18 protein-coding genes are annotated in these 16,818 nt (G+C 44.1%); 5 read left to right on the plus strand and 13 right to left on the minus strand.

From position 1 onward, the window contains the following. Nucleotides 1–142: 142 nt before the first annotated feature. Complete coding sequence (gene ispB / locus BK026_RS17265; RefSeq protein ID WP_071816945.1) at nucleotides 143–1,117, minus strand: octaprenyl diphosphate synthase; 975 nt, start codon at nucleotides 1,115–1,117, stop codon at nucleotides 143–145. Between the two features lie 785 nt (nucleotides 1,118–1,902). Between ispB and rplU the strand changes: the two genes are divergently transcribed. From rplU to cgtA, 3 genes are all read left to right on the plus strand, one after another. Next, nucleotides 1,903–2,214, plus strand: a complete 312-nt coding sequence (gene rplU / locus BK026_RS17275; protein ID WP_012517169.1) for a 50S ribosomal protein L21 — start codon at nucleotides 1,903–1,905, stop codon at nucleotides 2,212–2,214. Between the two features lie 15 nt (nucleotides 2,215–2,229). Continuing rightward, nucleotides 2,230–2,487, plus strand: a complete 258-nt coding sequence (gene rpmA, locus BK026_RS17280) for a 50S ribosomal protein L27 (RefSeq protein ID WP_012517170.1) — start codon at nucleotides 2,230–2,232, stop codon at nucleotides 2,485–2,487. A 258-nt stretch (nucleotides 2,488–2,745) separates the two neighbouring features. Beyond that, entirely contained in the window at nucleotides 2,746–3,924 is a 1,179-nt protein-coding gene (gene cgtA / locus BK026_RS17285) for an Obg family GTPase CgtA (protein ID WP_071816947.1), read from the plus strand. Nucleotides 3,925–4,069: 145 nt separating this feature from the next. On the opposite strand, the gene BK026_RS17290 is transcribed toward cgtA, so the two are convergent. Next, nucleotides 4,070–4,435, minus strand: a complete 366-nt coding sequence (locus tag BK026_RS17290; protein WP_071816948.1) for a hypothetical protein — start codon at nucleotides 4,433–4,435, stop codon at nucleotides 4,070–4,072. A gap of 164 nt (nucleotides 4,436–4,599) precedes the next feature. On the opposite strand from BK026_RS17290, the gene folA reads away from it, so the two are divergent. Next, nucleotides 4,600–5,106, plus strand: a complete 507-nt coding sequence (folA, locus tag BK026_RS17295; RefSeq protein WP_083575185.1) for a type 3 dihydrofolate reductase — start codon at nucleotides 4,600–4,602, stop codon at nucleotides 5,104–5,106. 116 nt (nucleotides 5,107–5,222) lie between these two features. Here folA and rpoS read toward each other — a convergent pair whose 3' ends face one another. From rpoS to BK026_RS17350, 11 genes are all read right to left on the minus strand, one after another. Continuing rightward, on the minus strand, nucleotides 5,223–6,215 hold the full coding sequence (gene rpoS, locus BK026_RS17300) for an RNA polymerase sigma factor RpoS (protein ID WP_071817746.1): 993 nt from the start codon (nucleotides 6,213–6,215) through the stop codon (nucleotides 5,223–5,225). Between the two features lie 72 nt (nucleotides 6,216–6,287). Continuing rightward, nucleotides 6,288–7,157: a peptidoglycan DD-metalloendopeptidase family protein gene (locus tag BK026_RS17305; protein WP_071816950.1), complete on the minus strand. Its 870-nt coding sequence runs from the start codon at nucleotides 7,155–7,157 to the stop codon at nucleotides 6,288–6,290. Between the two features lies 1 nt (nucleotide 7,158). Beyond that, on the minus strand, nucleotides 7,159–7,737 hold the full coding sequence (locus tag BK026_RS17310) for a YqaA family protein (protein WP_071816951.1): 579 nt from the start codon (nucleotides 7,735–7,737) through the stop codon (nucleotides 7,159–7,161). Then, a complete protein-coding gene (locus tag BK026_RS17315; protein WP_071816952.1) occupies nucleotides 7,734–8,369 on the minus strand; it encodes a protein-L-isoaspartate(D-aspartate) O-methyltransferase in 636 nt (211 codons plus the stop codon). The genes BK026_RS17310 and BK026_RS17315 overlap by 4 nt, the downstream gene beginning before the upstream one ends. 77 nt (nucleotides 8,370–8,446) lie before the next feature. After that, on the minus strand, nucleotides 8,447–9,532 hold the full coding sequence (gene truD, locus BK026_RS17320) for a tRNA pseudouridine(13) synthase TruD (protein ID WP_071816953.1): 1,086 nt from the start codon (nucleotides 9,530–9,532) through the stop codon (nucleotides 8,447–8,449). Continuing rightward, a complete protein-coding gene (gene ispF / locus BK026_RS17325; protein ID WP_071816954.1) occupies nucleotides 9,529–10,002 on the minus strand; it encodes a 2-C-methyl-D-erythritol 2,4-cyclodiphosphate synthase in 474 nt (157 codons plus the stop codon). The genes truD and ispF overlap by 4 nt, the downstream gene beginning before the upstream one ends. Before the next feature lie 34 nt (nucleotides 10,003–10,036). After that, nucleotides 10,037–10,750 carry a 2-C-methyl-D-erythritol 4-phosphate cytidylyltransferase gene (gene ispD, locus BK026_RS17330; protein ID WP_083575186.1) on the minus strand — a complete coding sequence of 238 codons (714 nt, stop codon included), beginning with the start codon at nucleotides 10,748–10,750 and terminating at the stop codon, nucleotides 10,037–10,039. Between the two features lie 5 nt (nucleotides 10,751–10,755). Next, entirely contained in the window at nucleotides 10,756–11,046 is a 291-nt protein-coding gene (gene ftsB / locus BK026_RS17335; RefSeq protein ID WP_083575187.1) for a cell division protein FtsB, read from the minus strand. Nucleotides 11,047–11,138: 92 nt separating this feature from the next. After that, nucleotides 11,139–12,854 (minus strand): TIGR03545 family protein, encoded by a 1,716-nt coding sequence (locus BK026_RS17340; RefSeq protein WP_071816957.1) that lies wholly within the window; start codon nucleotides 12,852–12,854, stop codon nucleotides 11,139–11,141. 282 nt (nucleotides 12,855–13,136) lie between these two features. Then, a complete protein-coding gene (locus BK026_RS17345; RefSeq protein ID WP_071816958.1) occupies nucleotides 13,137–14,762 on the minus strand; it encodes a methyl-accepting chemotaxis protein in 1,626 nt (541 codons plus the stop codon). 131 nt (nucleotides 14,763–14,893) lie between these two features. Next, nucleotides 14,894–15,352, minus strand: a complete 459-nt coding sequence (locus BK026_RS17350; protein ID WP_071816959.1) for an Lrp/AsnC family transcriptional regulator — start codon at nucleotides 15,350–15,352, stop codon at nucleotides 14,894–14,896. 176 nt (nucleotides 15,353–15,528) lie between these two features. Here BK026_RS17350 and BK026_RS17355 point away from each other — a divergent pair, with 176 nt between their 5' ends. Then, a complete protein-coding gene (locus tag BK026_RS17355) occupies nucleotides 15,529–16,575 on the plus strand; it encodes a zinc-dependent alcohol dehydrogenase family protein (protein ID WP_071816960.1) in 1,047 nt (348 codons plus the stop codon). Nucleotides 16,576–16,818: the final 243 nt, after the last annotated feature.

A 16,818-nucleotide genomic window follows, 5' to 3' on the forward strand; every position in this document is an offset into this window, starting at 1 on the left:
AGCAGTGAGCCTTTCTGCCTGGCTGTGCTTAAGCAATAAACAGGCGCGTTGTAACACGCCTTTTTGCAATTTTTAATGGTAGTTAGGTCTGCTTACTTTCTGTGTATCTTAGCAGCGGGCCTTCTGCCATCTAAACAACGTACTAGCTTGTTCGTTCTATTGAGATATGTGCCAGCGCAATTAACGCTTCTTTGTATTTAGAATCTTCAATAACGTTTAAGCTATCGATAGCCATTTGAACTTCTTTCTGGGCACATTTACGCGTGTAGTCCAACGCGCCAGTTTCTTCCATAATGCCTTGAATTCGCGTTAGATGCGCCAGCCCATTACTCTGTTCAATCGCCTCTTGAATAAGTGCTTTATCGTCGTCATTTCTCGCGTGCCACATCGCGTAAAGCAGCGGCAGCGTAGGCTTACCCTCAGCTAAATCATCACCGGCATTCTTGCCCATTTCTTCACTATCAGCCATGTAGTCAAGGATATCGTCGGCTAATTGAAAAGCCGTGCCTAAGTGCTTTCCATATTCTTGCATGGCGTGTTCAATGTCTTTATTTTGGTCGGTTAGTACTGCTGCTAGCTGTGTTGCAGCCTCGAACAAACGGGCAGTTTTACCGTAAATAACATCAAAGTAACGAGCTTCGGTTGTGCTAGGATCGTTACAATTCATCAACTGCAACACTTCACCTTCAGCAATTTGGTTTGTGGCTTCCGACAGTATTTCCATAACGCGCATGCGTTTAAGGCTTACCATCATTTGGAAAGAGCGGGTGTAAAGAAAGTCGCCCACTAACACCGATGCTTGATTACCAAAAATAGCGTTAGCGGTTTCTCTGCCTCTGCGCATGGTCGATTCATCGACCACGTCGTCATGTAGAAGCGTAGCGGTATGAATGAACTCTACAATAGCTGCAAGGGTGTGATGGTCGTTGTTATCAATGCCCATCGCCCGCGCACTTAACACGGTAAGAAGTGGGCGCAAGCGCTTGCCGCCACTGTTTACAATGTAAAAACCTAGCTGATTGATAAGTGCAACGTCAGAATCGACTTGTTGCTGAATCAGTTGGTTAACCGCCTGCATATCATCATTCGACAGGTTGCGGATTTGATCAATATCCATAGGCATGGCAATAAATACTTACTCGTTACGTCTTAGGCAATTGTTGGTGGCGATTGTACCCTAATCAACAGCACTATCCACCAAATTGTCTTAAAAAATGACGGCTTATCGTTTTTATGAGTGTTTGGCACGATACGTTAAGCACAATTAAAAGTTAAAGTGCCAACGTAAACTCCTGAACGTGGCGTGGTTTGTTTTTTCACTCTTCCGTGGATTGTGATTATAGGTATTATTTCCACTTTTTCCTGCAAAAGTCTTATTTTTCCAAGTTTAATGTAAGAACACATTGTTCATGAACGGCATTATGCGCTCGAATTTGTGTTTTCACGGTCTATGCGAAACGGCGTTGGTGTTGTTAACTACGGCAATACTTACGGACAAGTTATCGCGCTTATAAATTATGCGCCAGTCGTCTAGCACGACAACATTAACGCTAGAACAGCGATGAATGTAAGCGATCAATCTGCGATCGCAGCGCGATCTTAACGGTAAGATCCGTTCTTCTTTCAAGCCAAATTTTTCCATATCTGGCCACGTCCATAGCATAATTTTTACAAAGGCATGCGTCTGCGTTGTTGCTGTTTTATAGAAAAAAGTTGATATTTTTCACAGGTTTTTGTGCATTTGAAGCTGCATCAAATGAGCAATTGGGGCATAATTCTCTCCATGTTGGAAAAATAATCATTTTTTCTGCGAATCGGGCTTGTGATTTACGGATGTTTCACGTACAATTCGCGCCCTGTTTTTTGAATTGAAGCGTCAGTGGACGCAGAGCGGAGTTAACTATGTACGCGGTTTTCCAAAGTGGCGGTAAACAACACCGTGTGGCCGAAGGCCAAACCGTTCGTCTTGAAAAAATCGAAGTAGCCCCAGGCGAAACGGTTGAATTTGACAAAGTTTTAATGGTAAGCAACGGTGACGACGTAAAAATCGGCACACCAATCGTTGCTGGTGGTAAGGTGACAGCTGAGGTTGTTACACACGGTCGTGGCGATAAAGTAAAAATCGTTAAGTTCCGTCGTCGTAAGCACTCTCGTAAGCAAGCGGGTCACCGTCAGTGGTTCACAGAAGTGAAAATCACTGGTATCAACGCATAATAGGAGCACGAACACATGGCACACAAAAAAGCTGGTGGTAGTACCAAAAACGGTCGTGATTCAGAAAGTAAACGCCTAGGTGTTAAGCGCTTTGGCGGTGAATCTGTTCTTGCTGGTAACATCATTGTTCGTCAACGTGGTACTCGTTTCCACGCTGGTGACAACATGGGTATCGGTAAAGACCACACGTTGTTTGCACTAAAAGACGGTAAAGTTCAGTTCGACGTTAAAGGACCGAAGAACCGTAAATTTGTGAGCATCGTAGCTGAGTAAGCGCGAAAGCTTCTCGCCGAACAGGCTTAGAAAAACCCCGCGCTTGCGGGGTTTTTTGTTTTGTGAAACCTTTCATTCTTTTTCTGCTCTTATTTTACAGCGTTCAAGTTCTAGAAAGGACAAGCGCTAGGCAAGGTTTTACTTCTCGTTTTTTAGAATGCTAAGCAGACATAAAAGCGCCGATGGACAAATTGGTGTAAACTTAGTATTCGCGTCTTTAAAGTTAACAACCCACGGCATAACAGCCCGGAGTGATAAATGAAATTTGTAGATGAAGCTGAAATTCGCGTTGAAGCCGGTGACGGCGGCAACGGTACGATTGGCTTTAGAAGGGAAAAATACGTACCTAAAGGTGGCCCAGACGGCGGCGACGGCGGTGACGGCGGCAGTGTATTTTTACAAGCCGATGAAAACCTAAATACATTGATCGATTATCGCTTCGAGCGTTTTCACCGTGCAGAGCGCGGCCAGAATGGGCAAGGCGGCAACTGTATCGGTAAGAAAGGCAAAGACCTTACTGTAATGGTGCCTGTGGGAACTCGTGCAACAGATAGCGATACGGGTGAAGTGCTAGGCGACTTAACCCGTCATGGTCAAAAGCTCAAAGTTGCTCAAGGTGGTTTCCACGGTTTAGGTAATGCTCGCTTTAAAAGCAGTACGAACCGAGCTCCACGTCAAAAAACCAATGGTACGCCAGGTGAAATTCGCAACCTTAAGCTAGAGCTTATGCTTCTGGCTGATGTTGGCTTACTTGGTATGCCTAACGCAGGTAAATCAACCTTTATTCGTTCTGTATCGGCCGCCAAACCAAAAGTGGCTGATTATCCGTTTACAACGCTTGTGCCTAACTTAGGCGTGGTTCGTCAAGACTCACAGCGCAGCTTTGTTGTTGCAGACATTCCTGGTCTGATTGAAGGCGCTGCTGATGGCGCTGGCTTAGGTATTCGCTTCTTAAAGCACTTAGAGCGCTGCCGTATCTTGCTTCACGTGGTAGATATTTTCCCAGTTGATGAAACCGATCCAGCCGAGCACGCAAAAGCGATCATTGAAGAGCTGGAAAAATACAGCCCTAAGTTGGCAGAAAAGCCTCGTTGGTTGGTATTCAATAAAGTCGATTTGCTGCTTGAAGAAGAAGCCGAAGAGCGCTGCCAGCATGTTATTGATGCATTAGAGTGGGAAGGCCCAGTTTATCAAATATCTGCGTTCCAAAAGATGAACCTTGATCCTTTGTGTAACGACATTATGGACTTTATCGAAACCCTTCCAGCAGAACTGGAAGAGGAAGAAGAAAAGAAAGAAGTAGAATTCAAGTGGGACACTTACCACAAGAACACACTTGAAGCCCATGATGAATTCGAAGATGGCTTAGGTGATGATCTCGATGACGACGACTGGGACGAAGACGATTACGACGTGGAAGTTGAGTATCGTCGTTGAGAAACAATCGCTGAGAAACAGTCGTTGAGAAACAATCGCTGAAAGGTATTGGTTCAAAAGCGTTCATTATGAATTGCTAAAAACACAAAAAGCTCGCACGTTGTTTAGACTACGTGCGAGCTTTTTTAATGTAGGCTTGCCATTTTTACACAGCGAAGGGCAGCGGTATCGTGTTATTCGAGACATTTTTAGACGCGTTTATCACCGCGTGCGCTTTGTCTACTATGGCATTTCTGTGATGAGTCAGCTTCAGGTGAAAGTAAATCTCATCAAGTAAGCTGGTTAAGCCCATAATTTTTTTAACCATTATACTGTTTTCACCGCCGTCAACTTCAAGCAATATAACGGCGATATCGAATGCGCAACCAAGGTAGGGGATAGCGTCACTTAACTGTCCTCCCTGCATCAACATAGTACCTTGCATTTCGTCTCTTGCCATAACGTGTAGCGCTTGCTCTGGATTGCTATAAACCCAGTCTGCGTGTTTGGGGCATAAGTAATTTATAAGCATCGTTGCCACCTCCTTTTCCTACACTAAAATATCCTCCACTTAATTGCAAATGGCAATTGTTATCATTTACTTTGTTGGTGTTGTGACGCTTTTCCCTTTCGATGTTGGTATACTCCTTAGACCAAAATAAAACTCAGCCTTAAGGTGTAAAAATGAAAATAGCGATGATTGCTGCAATGGCAAAAAACAGAATTATAGGTGCCGACAACGATATGCCGTGGCATTTGCCTGCTGACTTAAAGCATTTTAAAGCTATCACCTTGGGCAAGGCGGTCATAATGGGCCGCAAAACTTATGAATCTATAGGTAGGGCGCTTCCGGGGAGGCCGAATATTGTGATCACGAGTAATGAAGATTACAGCTTATCTGACGCTACTGTGGTTGACTCGCCAGAATCGGCATTTGAGGTCGCAAAGGTATTAAGCAATAAAAGTGGCGAGAATGACGAAGTAATGATCATTGGTGGCGGCACTATCTATCAGTCATTTTTAGATAAAGCGGATACTTTGTATCTTACGCATATCGATCTGACCGTTGATGGGGATACCAAATTTCCAGACTTTAATGCGGACGGGAAGTGGAATGAAGTGTTTAGAGAAGCACATAACGCCGATGAAAAGAACGCGCATGCTTATACCTTCGTTACGCTTGTAAGAAATAAACAAGTCTAAAGGCTAGAAATCGCGAAGCTCTTCAAACTGAGAATAAAAAATGCCAGCATTGAAACGCTTGTTTAAGAGCGTTGCAACACTGGCATTTTAGCTTTGTTTAGCAATGTTCGCGGTAGCTATTTCATTTGGTCGAACAAGTTCTCTAATGAAAGACCTTGATGACCCAACATATCGCGAAGGCGGCGAAGTGCTTCCACTTGAATTTGACGAACACGCTCACGTGTTAAACCAATTTCCGCACCCACATCTTCAAGGGTTGAAGGTTCATACCCCATAAGACCAAAACGGCGAGCAAGTACTTCGCGCTGCTTGGGGTTTAATTCTTCAAGCCAGCTCACTATATTACTTTTGATATCCGAGTCTTGTAAGCTCTCTTCAGGGCTAAACTCTTTCTCATCAGCAATAATATCGAGAAGGGCTTTGTCGTTTTCTCCACCAATGGGGGTATCAACAGATGTGATACGCTCATTTAGGCGAAGCATCTTAGTGACGTCTTCAACTGGTTTATCTAGCGCAGCTGCAATTTCTTCTGCAGTGGGCTCATGGTCAAGCTTTTGTGAAAGCTCGCGCGATGCGCGTAAATACACATTCAACTCTTTTACTACATGAATAGGCAAACGAATGGTACGTGTTTGGTTCATGATAGCGCGTTCGATGGTTTGTCTTATCCACCACGTGGCATATGTTGAAAAGCGGAACCCGCGTTCAGGATCAAACTTTTCTACGGCGCGAATTAGGCCCAAATTACCTTCTTCAATAAGGTCTAATAGTGCTAAACCACGGTTGTTGTAACGGCGTGCAATTTTCACAACAAGGCGAAGATTGCTCACAATCATACGTTTACGAGAGGCTTCACAGCCTTTCAGTGAACGGCGTGCAAAATAAACTTCCTCTTCTGCGGTAAGCAGTGGTGAAAAACCAATTTCACCCAAGTACAGTTGCGTTGCGTCTAAGTTTTTTGGTTGGTCATCCTGACTGAAAATTGCATCATCATTTTCCAGTTCGGCGTCGTTTTCTAAGGTCTCGTCAGCTTTCATATCGGCTGGCATGTCGATGACATCTAAGTCATCTTGCTGTTTTGATTCCAAGGCTTTATTTGACTTACCCATCATGAATCTCCTGCTACAAGGTTTACCTTATGACGTTTCTCCTTTGTCTTTTCTTATTATTATTTATTTTTATTATCTTAATGTTGGCAGGTATTTCATGGGGTCTAAAGATTTCCCTCTATACCTAACTTCAAAGTGAAGTTTTACCGAATTCGTTCCGCTGTCACCCATGGTCGCTATTTGCTGCCCGGCAGATACCCATTCTCGCTCTTTTACTAAAATGGTATCGTTGTATGCGTAGGCGCTTAAAAATGTGTCGGTATGTTTGATGATAACCAAGTTACCATAACCCCGAAGTGCGTTACCCGAGTAAACAACTTTTCCGTCTGCTGCCGCTATTACCTTACTGCCTCTAGCACCAGCAATGTCTATTCCTTTGTTGCCAGACTCTGCCTTGTTGAAGGTTGCAACAACTTTACCTTCTGCAGGCCATAGCCACTTATCGACTTTGTCAGGAAATCCTTTATTCGTCGCAGTTTTGACGCTTTGTGACGATTTCTTGACATACCTATCTTTTTGTGGCTTAACAACTTTTTCACTTTCACGATACGCCTGTGACTTGGGCCGGTCAATCAAACTTTTGTCTACCGATGGTGAGGTCGGATCTGTTGACTGCTTGGTCACGTGAGAGGAAGGGGCGGGTGTTTTGATGGGCTCAGGTTTAGGGGTTACACGCAGTACTTGGCCCGGTTGAATAACGTAAGGGGCTGATAAATCGTTATATTCTGCTAAGTCTCTATAGTCATTACCAGTATACCAAGCCACTGCATAAAGGGTGTCGCCACGCTGTACGGTATAGGTTTTTTTCGTATATTCTTCACTGCCATCATTAACTTGACTATTCAACAGTAATACTGGCGCAGGCGCGCTTCTTCCCGCACATCCTGATAATGTGGCGATAATACATAGACTGGCTGTTAAATAAACTGTGCGCTGAAGCATGTCATCGCAGTATTAAGTATGTTACAAACGCAAGTAGCACAACAAGCCACCCTAATACCTCAACATATTGCCTAAGTTTTTGCTCCATTGCTGATCCTCCCCATCGCATAAGCCCTGCAACTAAGAAAAATCGCGCACCGCGTCCTACCGCTGAAGCAAGTAAGAAAGGAAGGAACGCCATCTGCAAAAAACCGGCACTAACGGTGAATAGCTTATATGGAATGGGTGAGAAACCAGCGAGAAACACTACCCAAACACCATATTCAGTAAACCAGCGTATTACGGTTTCAATCTTATGTGAGTAGCCCCAGCTTTCAATCAATGGTGAAAGCCACGCGTCGAACACAAAAAAGCCAAGCCAATACCCCGCGATGCCTCCTAACACAGAAGCAACGGTGGTTATAAGTGCAAACTGCCATGCCCTACGTGGCTGAGAAAGGGCCATCGGTGCGAGCATTACGTCGGGAGGGATAGGAAAGAATACAGACTCCGAGAAACTTAACCCACCGAGAAATTTAGTTGCGTGACGATGCTTCGCCCAGCGTAACGCCATGTCATAGCAAGCCTCAAAAAGCCTCACATTATTTCTCCTGCAACGAGGGGAACGAATCGGACTGACTCGATGGTCGATGTTTTTAGTTCTCCATCAACCCTATCAATACACAGTAGCGATTGCTGTTCATTGCCTACAGGAATAATTAAACGTCCACCTTCTTTGAGCTGATCGCATAAATCTTGCGGAAGGCTGGCAGCGGCAGCGGTAACAATGATGGCATCGTAAGGCCCTTTTGACAGCCATCCCTTCCAGCCATCACCATGCTTCATTGCAATATTGTGTAAATCTAACTGATTCATTCGGCGCTTGGCTTGAAATTGCAATGACTTAATGCGCTCAACGCTGAAAACCTTGTTAAACAATTGAGCGAGTATCGCTGTCTGATAGCCGGACCCTGTGCCGATTTCCAGCACTTTCTCTGGCTTATTTGGGCTAGCTAACAGCAGCTCCGTCATTTTAGCCACAATGTATGGCTGTGAAATAGTCTGTCCTTGGCCAATAGGTAGCGCTGTATTTTGATAAGCTTTATGTTTTAGCGCATCTGGCAAAAAGCTTTCTCTTGGTGTACCAGCAATTGCGTTAAGCACAGCTTGTGAACGTATTCCTTCGTCATAAAGCAATTGCGCTAACGCGTCTCCTTTTCTAGAAGCTCTCATAGTGTTGCGTACTTTCCTATATTCTTATAAACGGCTACGCGGTGTTGTTTTAATACGAGCTTACGCCGTGGTCATTATTAAACCCGATTGATCGGGGAAAGTGTTTCTATGCATTCCCTTAACACTGAAGTAGCAAAACATCCGCTCGGCAGTGAGAATGAAATAGTAAATGTATCACCCTTACTCAGCCATTCAAGCTGTGACGGCCAAATTTTTATTGCTCGTCGTTCCTGCTCGAAGCCGCTTTGGCTAAGGAAGTCAACAACTTCACTGTGCTCTGATGCCACGCTTTGTTCTAGAGAAAGTGCGTCGTTTTGCGTTGCTAATTCGCCTTTCCCCCAAAGCGGTGCAGAGGGGCTTAGGTCGCTTTGTTCATAGCGTGTCTGCGTGGTTGAGCCGGTTCGTTCTTGCTCTTGTGCATTGTTAATAAAAAAACTATTCGAGCCGGTTAATATAAGCGCATCGCCGTTAAGTACTTGGTCAAATTGGGCAGTGGATAAGCGCCTTGAAAGCACTTCATTAAACATCCAACTGCGCAAAGCTGACAATGCCATAGAACGTTTATTTCTATGCCTTATTGTTTCTCCATTAACCATGCGCTCAGCCATGACAAGATTACCGCCGCGCTGAACTTCTCCCATATCGTTAAGCCTCATAACACCAAATCGTTGTTCTCCATAATAATTTGGTACGCCTTTACGTGCGATTTCTTGAAGTCTTTCTTCAATGGCTTCGGGGTGAAGTACCTGTCTAAGCGTAATAGTAAAGTGATTACCCTTCAGTTGCCCTGTTCTGAGCTTTTTATTGTGACGAGACTGTTTAAGTATCCGTACCCCATCGAGCTCAAAATTACTAAAGTCGAAGTCTGGTTTACCGGGGGCGTGGATGCCAAACCATTGTTGCGTAACTGCGTACTTATCTTTTCTGCCCGCGTAGGTAATTTGTCGCAACGGCAGATTAACAAAACGGGCAATTTGTTCAGCTACGAAAGCCGTATTATTATTTGTTTTTTCAACAAAAATGAACTGGTGCTCGCCTTCACCGCATGGTTGATATCCTAAATCCTCAACGACAAGGAAATCATCTGCTTGAAACTTAAAAATCCCAGTAGATACGGGTTTCGCGTAGTAATACTGCCAGTGATCAGTGTGTAACGGCTTCATAATTTTTCCAGTAAAACAACGGCGTGAGAGGCAATGCCTTCTTTGCGGCCCGTATAACCTAATTTTTCAGTAGTTGTTGCTTTTACGTTGACGTCGTCAAGCGTTACGTCGCAGTCATGGGCAATGATCTCGCGCATTGCAGAGATGTGCGGCGCCATTTTAGGTGCTTGCGCCACAATGGTCATATCTGCGTTGCTTAAGCGGTAGCCTTTCTCTTTTACTACATTAACTACGTGGCGCAGCAGTACGCGGCTGTCTGCGCCGGCGTAGGCATCATCGGTATCTGGGAAGTGTTTGCCAATATCGCCAAGTGCAGCAGCGCCGAGAAGGGCATCGCAAAGGGCATGGAGCAACACGTCACCGTCGGAATGCGCCAGCAAACCTTGTTTATAATCTATTTTTACGCCACCGATAGTAATGGGGCCGTTGCCACCAAACTTGTGAACGTCAAATCCGTGTCCTATTCGCATTACGGTTTCGCCTTTTAAAAATTATTCGCTTCAATCAGCGTACAGTACATTTCTGTTGTAAATAAAACGAAGCAAGTGGAAGGTCGGCCGGGTGAGTAACTTTTATGTTTGCAGGGCTTCCATTGATCATGGCTACTTTGTAGCCCGCAAGTTCCATTGCCGATGCTTCGTCGGTGATATTTTCGCCCTTCGCTAGTCCTTCGTTTAGAGCCTTACGCAGCAAATCGGCAGGAAACAATTGGGGCGTTAGTGCATGCCAAAGACCCACTCTTTCTTCAGTATGGGCAATAATATTTTTATCATCTGAAGATAACGTGGCATTTAAGCGTTTCATTGTATCTCGCACTGGTGTTGCCAAAATCCCACCTGTTACCGAAGTATCATCAATAACCTGCATCAAATTTGTAATGTCACGCTCATCAACACAGGGGCGCGCGGCGTCGTGCACCAGTGCCCAATCGGTATCGTTAAGTTGTAAAATACCGTTTAATACACTATCTGCACGCTCTTTCCCTCCTTCAATCACACTAACCGGCTTGCGATGAAGCCCAAGCGTTTCAAAAAAAACATCGTCTTTACTGATTGCCACAATAACGCTATCGATAAGCGGGTGAGAAATGAGAGAGTCAATGGTGTGTTCCAGAATGGTTTTGCCATTAATTTTTAAATATTGTTTTGGGCGGTCGGCTTGCATCCGACTCCCCACGCCAGCAGCCGGCACAATTGCAACAACGCGGGGTTTAGAGATAGTTTTCATTTAGATTCTGCGGGTAAAATACGGTAAAAAGTTTCGCCTTTTTTTATTAATCCTAGCTCGTTTCTGGCCCTTTCTTCGATGGCTTCTAAACCAATTTTTAAATCGTTTATATCGGCTTTTAATAGGGCGTTCCGCTGGGCTAAATTGGCATTTTGTAGAGCTTGAGTATGCACTTCTTGTTTACGATTGTAGTAATCAGGGATACTGTTTTTTCCAAACCAAAGACGGTATTGCAACAGCCCTAGCAGTACTATCAAAATGATGGGAAGCCATTTATTTTGTAACACAGGTTTACCTACCCTTGGTTTCATGAAAAACACAGAGGTGTGAACCCCTGTGCCCCTATTATGCCGTGAAGCTACGCCTAATCAAAGGCGCTTTATTCTCCTTGTCCAAATTTCCCTTTTAATTTATCAAGAAGCTTGTTTTTTTGCTGCTCAACCATGTTGTTCAACTGTGCCTGCATTAATTCTTGAAGGGCTTCATTGTCGCCTTGGGCGGCACTAATCATGCTATTAACGTCAACAATTTCGCTCGACAATAACGATTGTTGCTCACTTACCATGCTATTGAGCTTGGCGTTAAGCTCGTCTAATTTTTCTTTTTGACTTTCCGTTAGCTGTGAGAGCGCTGCACTTGCAAGTTTGTTGTCTAAATCAGATTTCAGGTTGAAGCTTGGATTTGATAAGGTGCCATCAAGCAGCATTTCCATGTTCAGGCTAGTGAGTGTTTGCAGTGCTTTTGCTATTGCACTGGTAACATCACTCGTGCCAGTCGCCTCCATTACCAACTGTTGTAAGTCTATATCGCCAGATCCTGTTAGCATATTGTCGGTAATTTTCATTGAGCCTGAGGTTTTCATTAGCGCTGTTTTTAAAACCGCGTTTAATGACGCATTGTCGCTAAATGAAATGTCTGACATATTCACGCCAGCTAATTTCCACACTTGGCTGGCATCGACACCGCTGCTATCAATCCAAAATTCACCGCTTGAGGTAAACGACTTTAGTAAATCTCCTGCTGCTTCTATTGTAAAGGTGGTCGGCTTGCCAAAAACATCATGCACATTTGTAATATTGTTCCAATTACTACTAATCGATTCGTCCTTCCACTTAACAGACACATTTGCTTCTTTAATCAGTATTGAAGGAATGTCGGCAGGCGCTTCACTTTTTTCTTCGCCCTGTATAAGCGGCATAACAATTTGCATTGCTGACATCAGGTATTCAGTGTATTCGGCCGCTTTGTCGCCAAAAACGAAGTAAGTAACCTTCGAGAGTGCGTCTTGATCACCGGCAATCACGCCTTTGAGCAAGTTGAAATCCTCTTGAGGTGCGCTTTTCAGAGCTTGAATACTTTCACTTAGGGCTTTTCTCGCACTATCTGCTTTTGCAGTGAAGCCGTTTATCAACGCTTTGTCGGCTTGCATTTCATCTTTTAGTTTTTCAAACGCCGTTTTAGCCTGAACTAGCGCTTGAGGATCCTTAAAATTCGTTTCTTTTAACTGCGCAATTTGTGTTTTGTAAAAGCTAATTCGCTCTTTATTAGGTAATGACTCGTACTCTTTTTTCAAATCTTGACTAACCGTACTATAAGCTTGTTGTGCTTGCTCTATTGCTGCGCTTGTCTTTAACGGGTTACGTGCGAGTAACTCATCAACGCTTGGTATGGCTTCTTTCGCCTTAGATTTAATGTCGTCGTAGGATAGGGCGCGTTTGGGTTCGCGATACACCTCTCCCGGCGCGGCGCGTTTAGTATCGAATTGCACATTTAGTAAATTAAGATTATTTACTACAATTTGGTCATTTAGTAGGGGTTTTAGCGCCACGTCAGCGTTGGCTTCTGCCACGAAAACTTGATTATAAGCAGGCTTCGTCGGATTTGTTAGTTCAATCCCTTTCAAGGTCACGGTAGTTGGGAATAATGAATGGTCAAAGTCATTAATGTTAACCTCTGCACCATATGACTCTCCCAGCTTCGCCTCTAGAACAGTTTTAATAATAGTGTTGGCAAATAAAAAATACGCTACAAACAACAGTACAAAAATTCCAATGATCCATTTTAAAATAGACATGCCCTTTGACGCATTTTTCATATTCAACTCCTTGATACATTAATTGCTGTATTCCGACCCGGTTCTGTCTTTCTTACTAAAACTATTCCGTAGCAAGATCAACAACTATAACTTTTAAGCACCCGATGTTAGTTACTCGCTTTCGAGTGTAATGCACTGGGGATTAATCTTCCATAAGCGCGTTTTATCCTTTCCACCAATTATCTATGCGATGTAACGGTTTTATGCCCTGAGTTTAAATATCCACATACAAATAGGGCCTTCAAATTGAAGGCCCTGTGCAAAACAGTAAAGTGCGGCATGTCACTCTAATTTAAATCGATTTGCTATTTCTGTTATCGCCAAGCAACTCGCTCTTAGAGCTTGACTTGCAGACGCCAACTCATCAGCAGTACGTAGGCTATTATCCGCTGCGCCAGAGAGTGCATTAATGCGCACATTGACTTCATTCGCAGCTTCGGCTTGCTGTTCGGTTGCACGAGCAATCTCGCTACTCATACCTGATATTTCCGTCATGAGCCTGTCGGCTTCTTGTAAGTTTTGATTGGCCTCGATAGCGTTATCAACGGTTTTTGTAGATGCCTGTTGACTCACTTTAACTGCATCAACCGCGTTTTTAGCGTTGCTCTGAAGCTTTTCAATCATGGCCTGAATTTCATCAGTGCTTTGGCCTGTGCGACTTGCCAATGTGCGTACTTCATCTGCAACAACAGCAAACCCTCTGCCTTGCTCTCCTGCTCTTGCTGCCTCGATAGCGGCATTGAGTGCCAATAAATTGGTCTGTTCGGCAATGCCTCGAATCACATCTAAAACCGCCCCAATACTGTCGGTTTGTGCCGCAAGTTCTGTTACAACGGCACTCACGCTTTCAATATCAGACGTAAGAGAGCGTATATCGCTCACTGTGTTTTCAACAACGGTTGTGCCATTTTGAACATTAGTTCTTGCGCTGGTCGTACTTTTTTCTGCAGAGTCTGCGTTACTGCTCACATCATTAATTTGCGTGGTCATTTCTTCCATCGCAGCGGCTACTTGCAGCATATTTTCGTTTTGTGTTTGAGCTTGTGTGTTGCTGTTTTTACTTGAATTTTCAACAAGCTCTGCCTGCTGAGATAGGGTGTTGATGTTGCTGCGGATCCCAATCAAAGAATGACGCATTTTTTCGGTATATTGATTAAAGTACCTAGCTAAACGCGTGACTTCGTCTTGCCCTGTCTCTGGCAAAAAGCGGGTCAAATCACCTTCACCTTGGGAAATATCCTTCATCCGTTCGGTAACTTCTTGAACCGGCTTCACAATACTGCCGCCGATCACGTAAATTAAAAACACTACCAGGATGATACTGATTACACAAAACACGATAATGAGATTTCTTAAATGCGCGTATTCAGCATCTAGATTAGTAAGATATATCCCTGACCCTACTGTCCAGCCCCAAGGTTTGAATTCTTTCACGTAGGAAATTTTCTCAGTAGGTACTTCTTCGCCAGGAAGCGGCCAAACATAGTCGACAAATCCGTCTCCCTTGGCTTTAATTTTTTGGGCCATTTCAATAAAAAATGCTTTACCGTTGCCGTCCTTAAACGTACGTAAATCTTGCCCATCAAGTGAAGGCTTTATTGGGTGCATTACCATGGTAGGTGTCTGATCTTGGATCCAAAAATAATTGCTGCCGTCATACCTGAGTGCTTTTACCGATGCCAGCGCAAGCTGTTTCGCTTCGACTTCATCAATATCGCTTCTTTGCGCGAAGCTTCCCAGCATAGTGTGAACGACTTCTACCAAGTGTTGATTTTCATCGTATGATTTTTGTTTTAGTGCTTCGTAATGCCTATTTAGCACCACTGCGGTAAGTACAATGAATAGTAAAGCAACCAGGGCAACAATAACGCCCAGTCGCTGAATAAGGCTGAGTTTTCTTAACCACATAAGGCAATATCCAATTATTTAGTATTCTTGTTTCTAGATAGTGTAGACGCTTTTTCAACTTCTACTTATGTGATTATCGACATCATCAATAAATTCTAAATCACTTAAACGATGACGCGCGCTAGCCAACGCTACCGGTTTAATGGAAGTAGTGTGGATGATTTGAGTTCCCGCAATGCTATGCTCGACGATATATCAGAAATGCCTGGCAACTTCCGCAATACCGTATCTACAAATTGACTGTAATCGTCTAAATCCTTAGCCACAACCTGCAATAAAAAGTCAGCATTTCCCGTAGTGTTATGGCAACTAAGTACGTTGTCGCAATTACTGATAATGGCTTCAAATTCAGCGGTTGTCTTTGTGTCATGAGCAATATAGGTAAGCTGCACAAACGCCAACACGCCGTAGCCCAACTTGCGTTTGTTCAAGTTTGCTTGGTAACTCTCAATGTACCCCTCGCTTTCTAAACGTTTAACACGCCTCCAACAAGGGGTTTCACTCATATTTAGCATTTCAGCCAGCTTGGCGTTTGACAGTTTCCCGTCTTGCTGAAGCAACGCTAAAATTTTCTTATCTACATTATCCATGCTTTTCTTTGCGTCCGGTTTGGCAGATTCTTTCTTTAACTTAGCATTGCTTGAAAGGTTCTTGCAATTTTAGCGGGCCAGGCCAAACAAAAAGCAAGATTATTTCTTAACTATTAGCGTAATCTTAACAACTGTCTTTGGGTGTTTATTAAACATATTTTTAAGGGGCTGTAATTATGAAAGCAGCAGTATTTGAAACGTTTGGCGGAAAATTAAATATTCAGGACGTGAAGAAGCCCACGCCTAAATCTCATGGGGTAGTGATACGTGTAAAGGCTACGGGCGTGTGCCGCAGCGACTGGCATGGCTGGATGGGGCATGACAATGGAATAAGCTTACCTCATGTACCGGGTCATGAATTTGCCGGTGTCGTTGAAACTGTAGGAAGTGATGTAAAGCGATTCAAAGCCGGCGATAAAGTTACGGTTCCTTTCATTAGTGCATGTGGAAGATGTTCAGAATGCTCTTCGGGTAATCATCAGGTATGCGGTAACCAAACACAGCCCGGTTTTACCCACTGGGGCTCGTTTGCAGAATACGTAGAAATTGATTTTGGCGATGTTAACTTGGTTCACCTTCCTGAAGAAATAGACTACGTGACAGCAGCAAGCTTGGGTTGTCGTTTTGCTACATCGTTTCGCGCAGTGGTTGACCAGGGTAAGGTGAGCGCAGGGCAATGGGTTGCTGTTCACGGCTGTGGTGGCGTTGGGCTATCTGCTGTGATGATTGCATCGAGTATTGGCGCAAACGTTATTGCTGTTGATATATCAGATGACGCACTAGCATTGGCGCAAAAGCTGGGCGCTGATGTGGTGATAAACGCTAAGAATGAAAAGGATGTGTCTGCGACAATCAAGCGCCTTTCATTAGGCGGTGCGCATGTGTCAATTGATGCGTTAGGAAATCCCATTACCTGTGTAAATTCAGTAAACAGTCTAAGAAAGCGCGGCAAGCATGTCCAAGTTGGTTTGCTGTTAGCTGAGCAATCGACGCCACCTATTCCTATGGATGCGGTCGTTGCACACGAGCTTGAAGTAATAGGTAGTCACGGTATGCAGGCGTATCGCTACGAGGCCATGTTTGGCATGATCGCAGCGAAAAAACTGAATCCCCAAGCACTCATTGGAAAGATCATTTCACTGGAAGAAGCGCCCAAAGCGCTCGCTGAGATGGACAAATATTCACAACCTGGCGTGACTGTGATTTCTTTTGATGAAAAATGAAAAGCAGTGACGATTCAGCGACATGTAAAATGTCATCTAACGCACTGACTACGTAGCTTGACAGAGAAACTGAAAAACTTTGTGGGTGAGGGCTTGGCAGGGCATTTTTGTGTGCTACCATCCGCGCAAATTTGGTCCTGTCGTGATCTTCATCCAAAAGTATAAAGTTAAAAGAAGTACGACAGGTCAACGCAGGGTTTCGACTTTGCTTGTTATTTAGCCGCTTCCATGTAACCGTGGGCA

The sequence above is a fragment of the Alteromonas sp. V450 genome (assembly GCF_001885075.1).
In the GTDB taxonomy this organism is placed as follows: domain Bacteria; phylum Pseudomonadota; class Gammaproteobacteria; order Enterobacterales; family Alteromonadaceae; genus Alteromonas.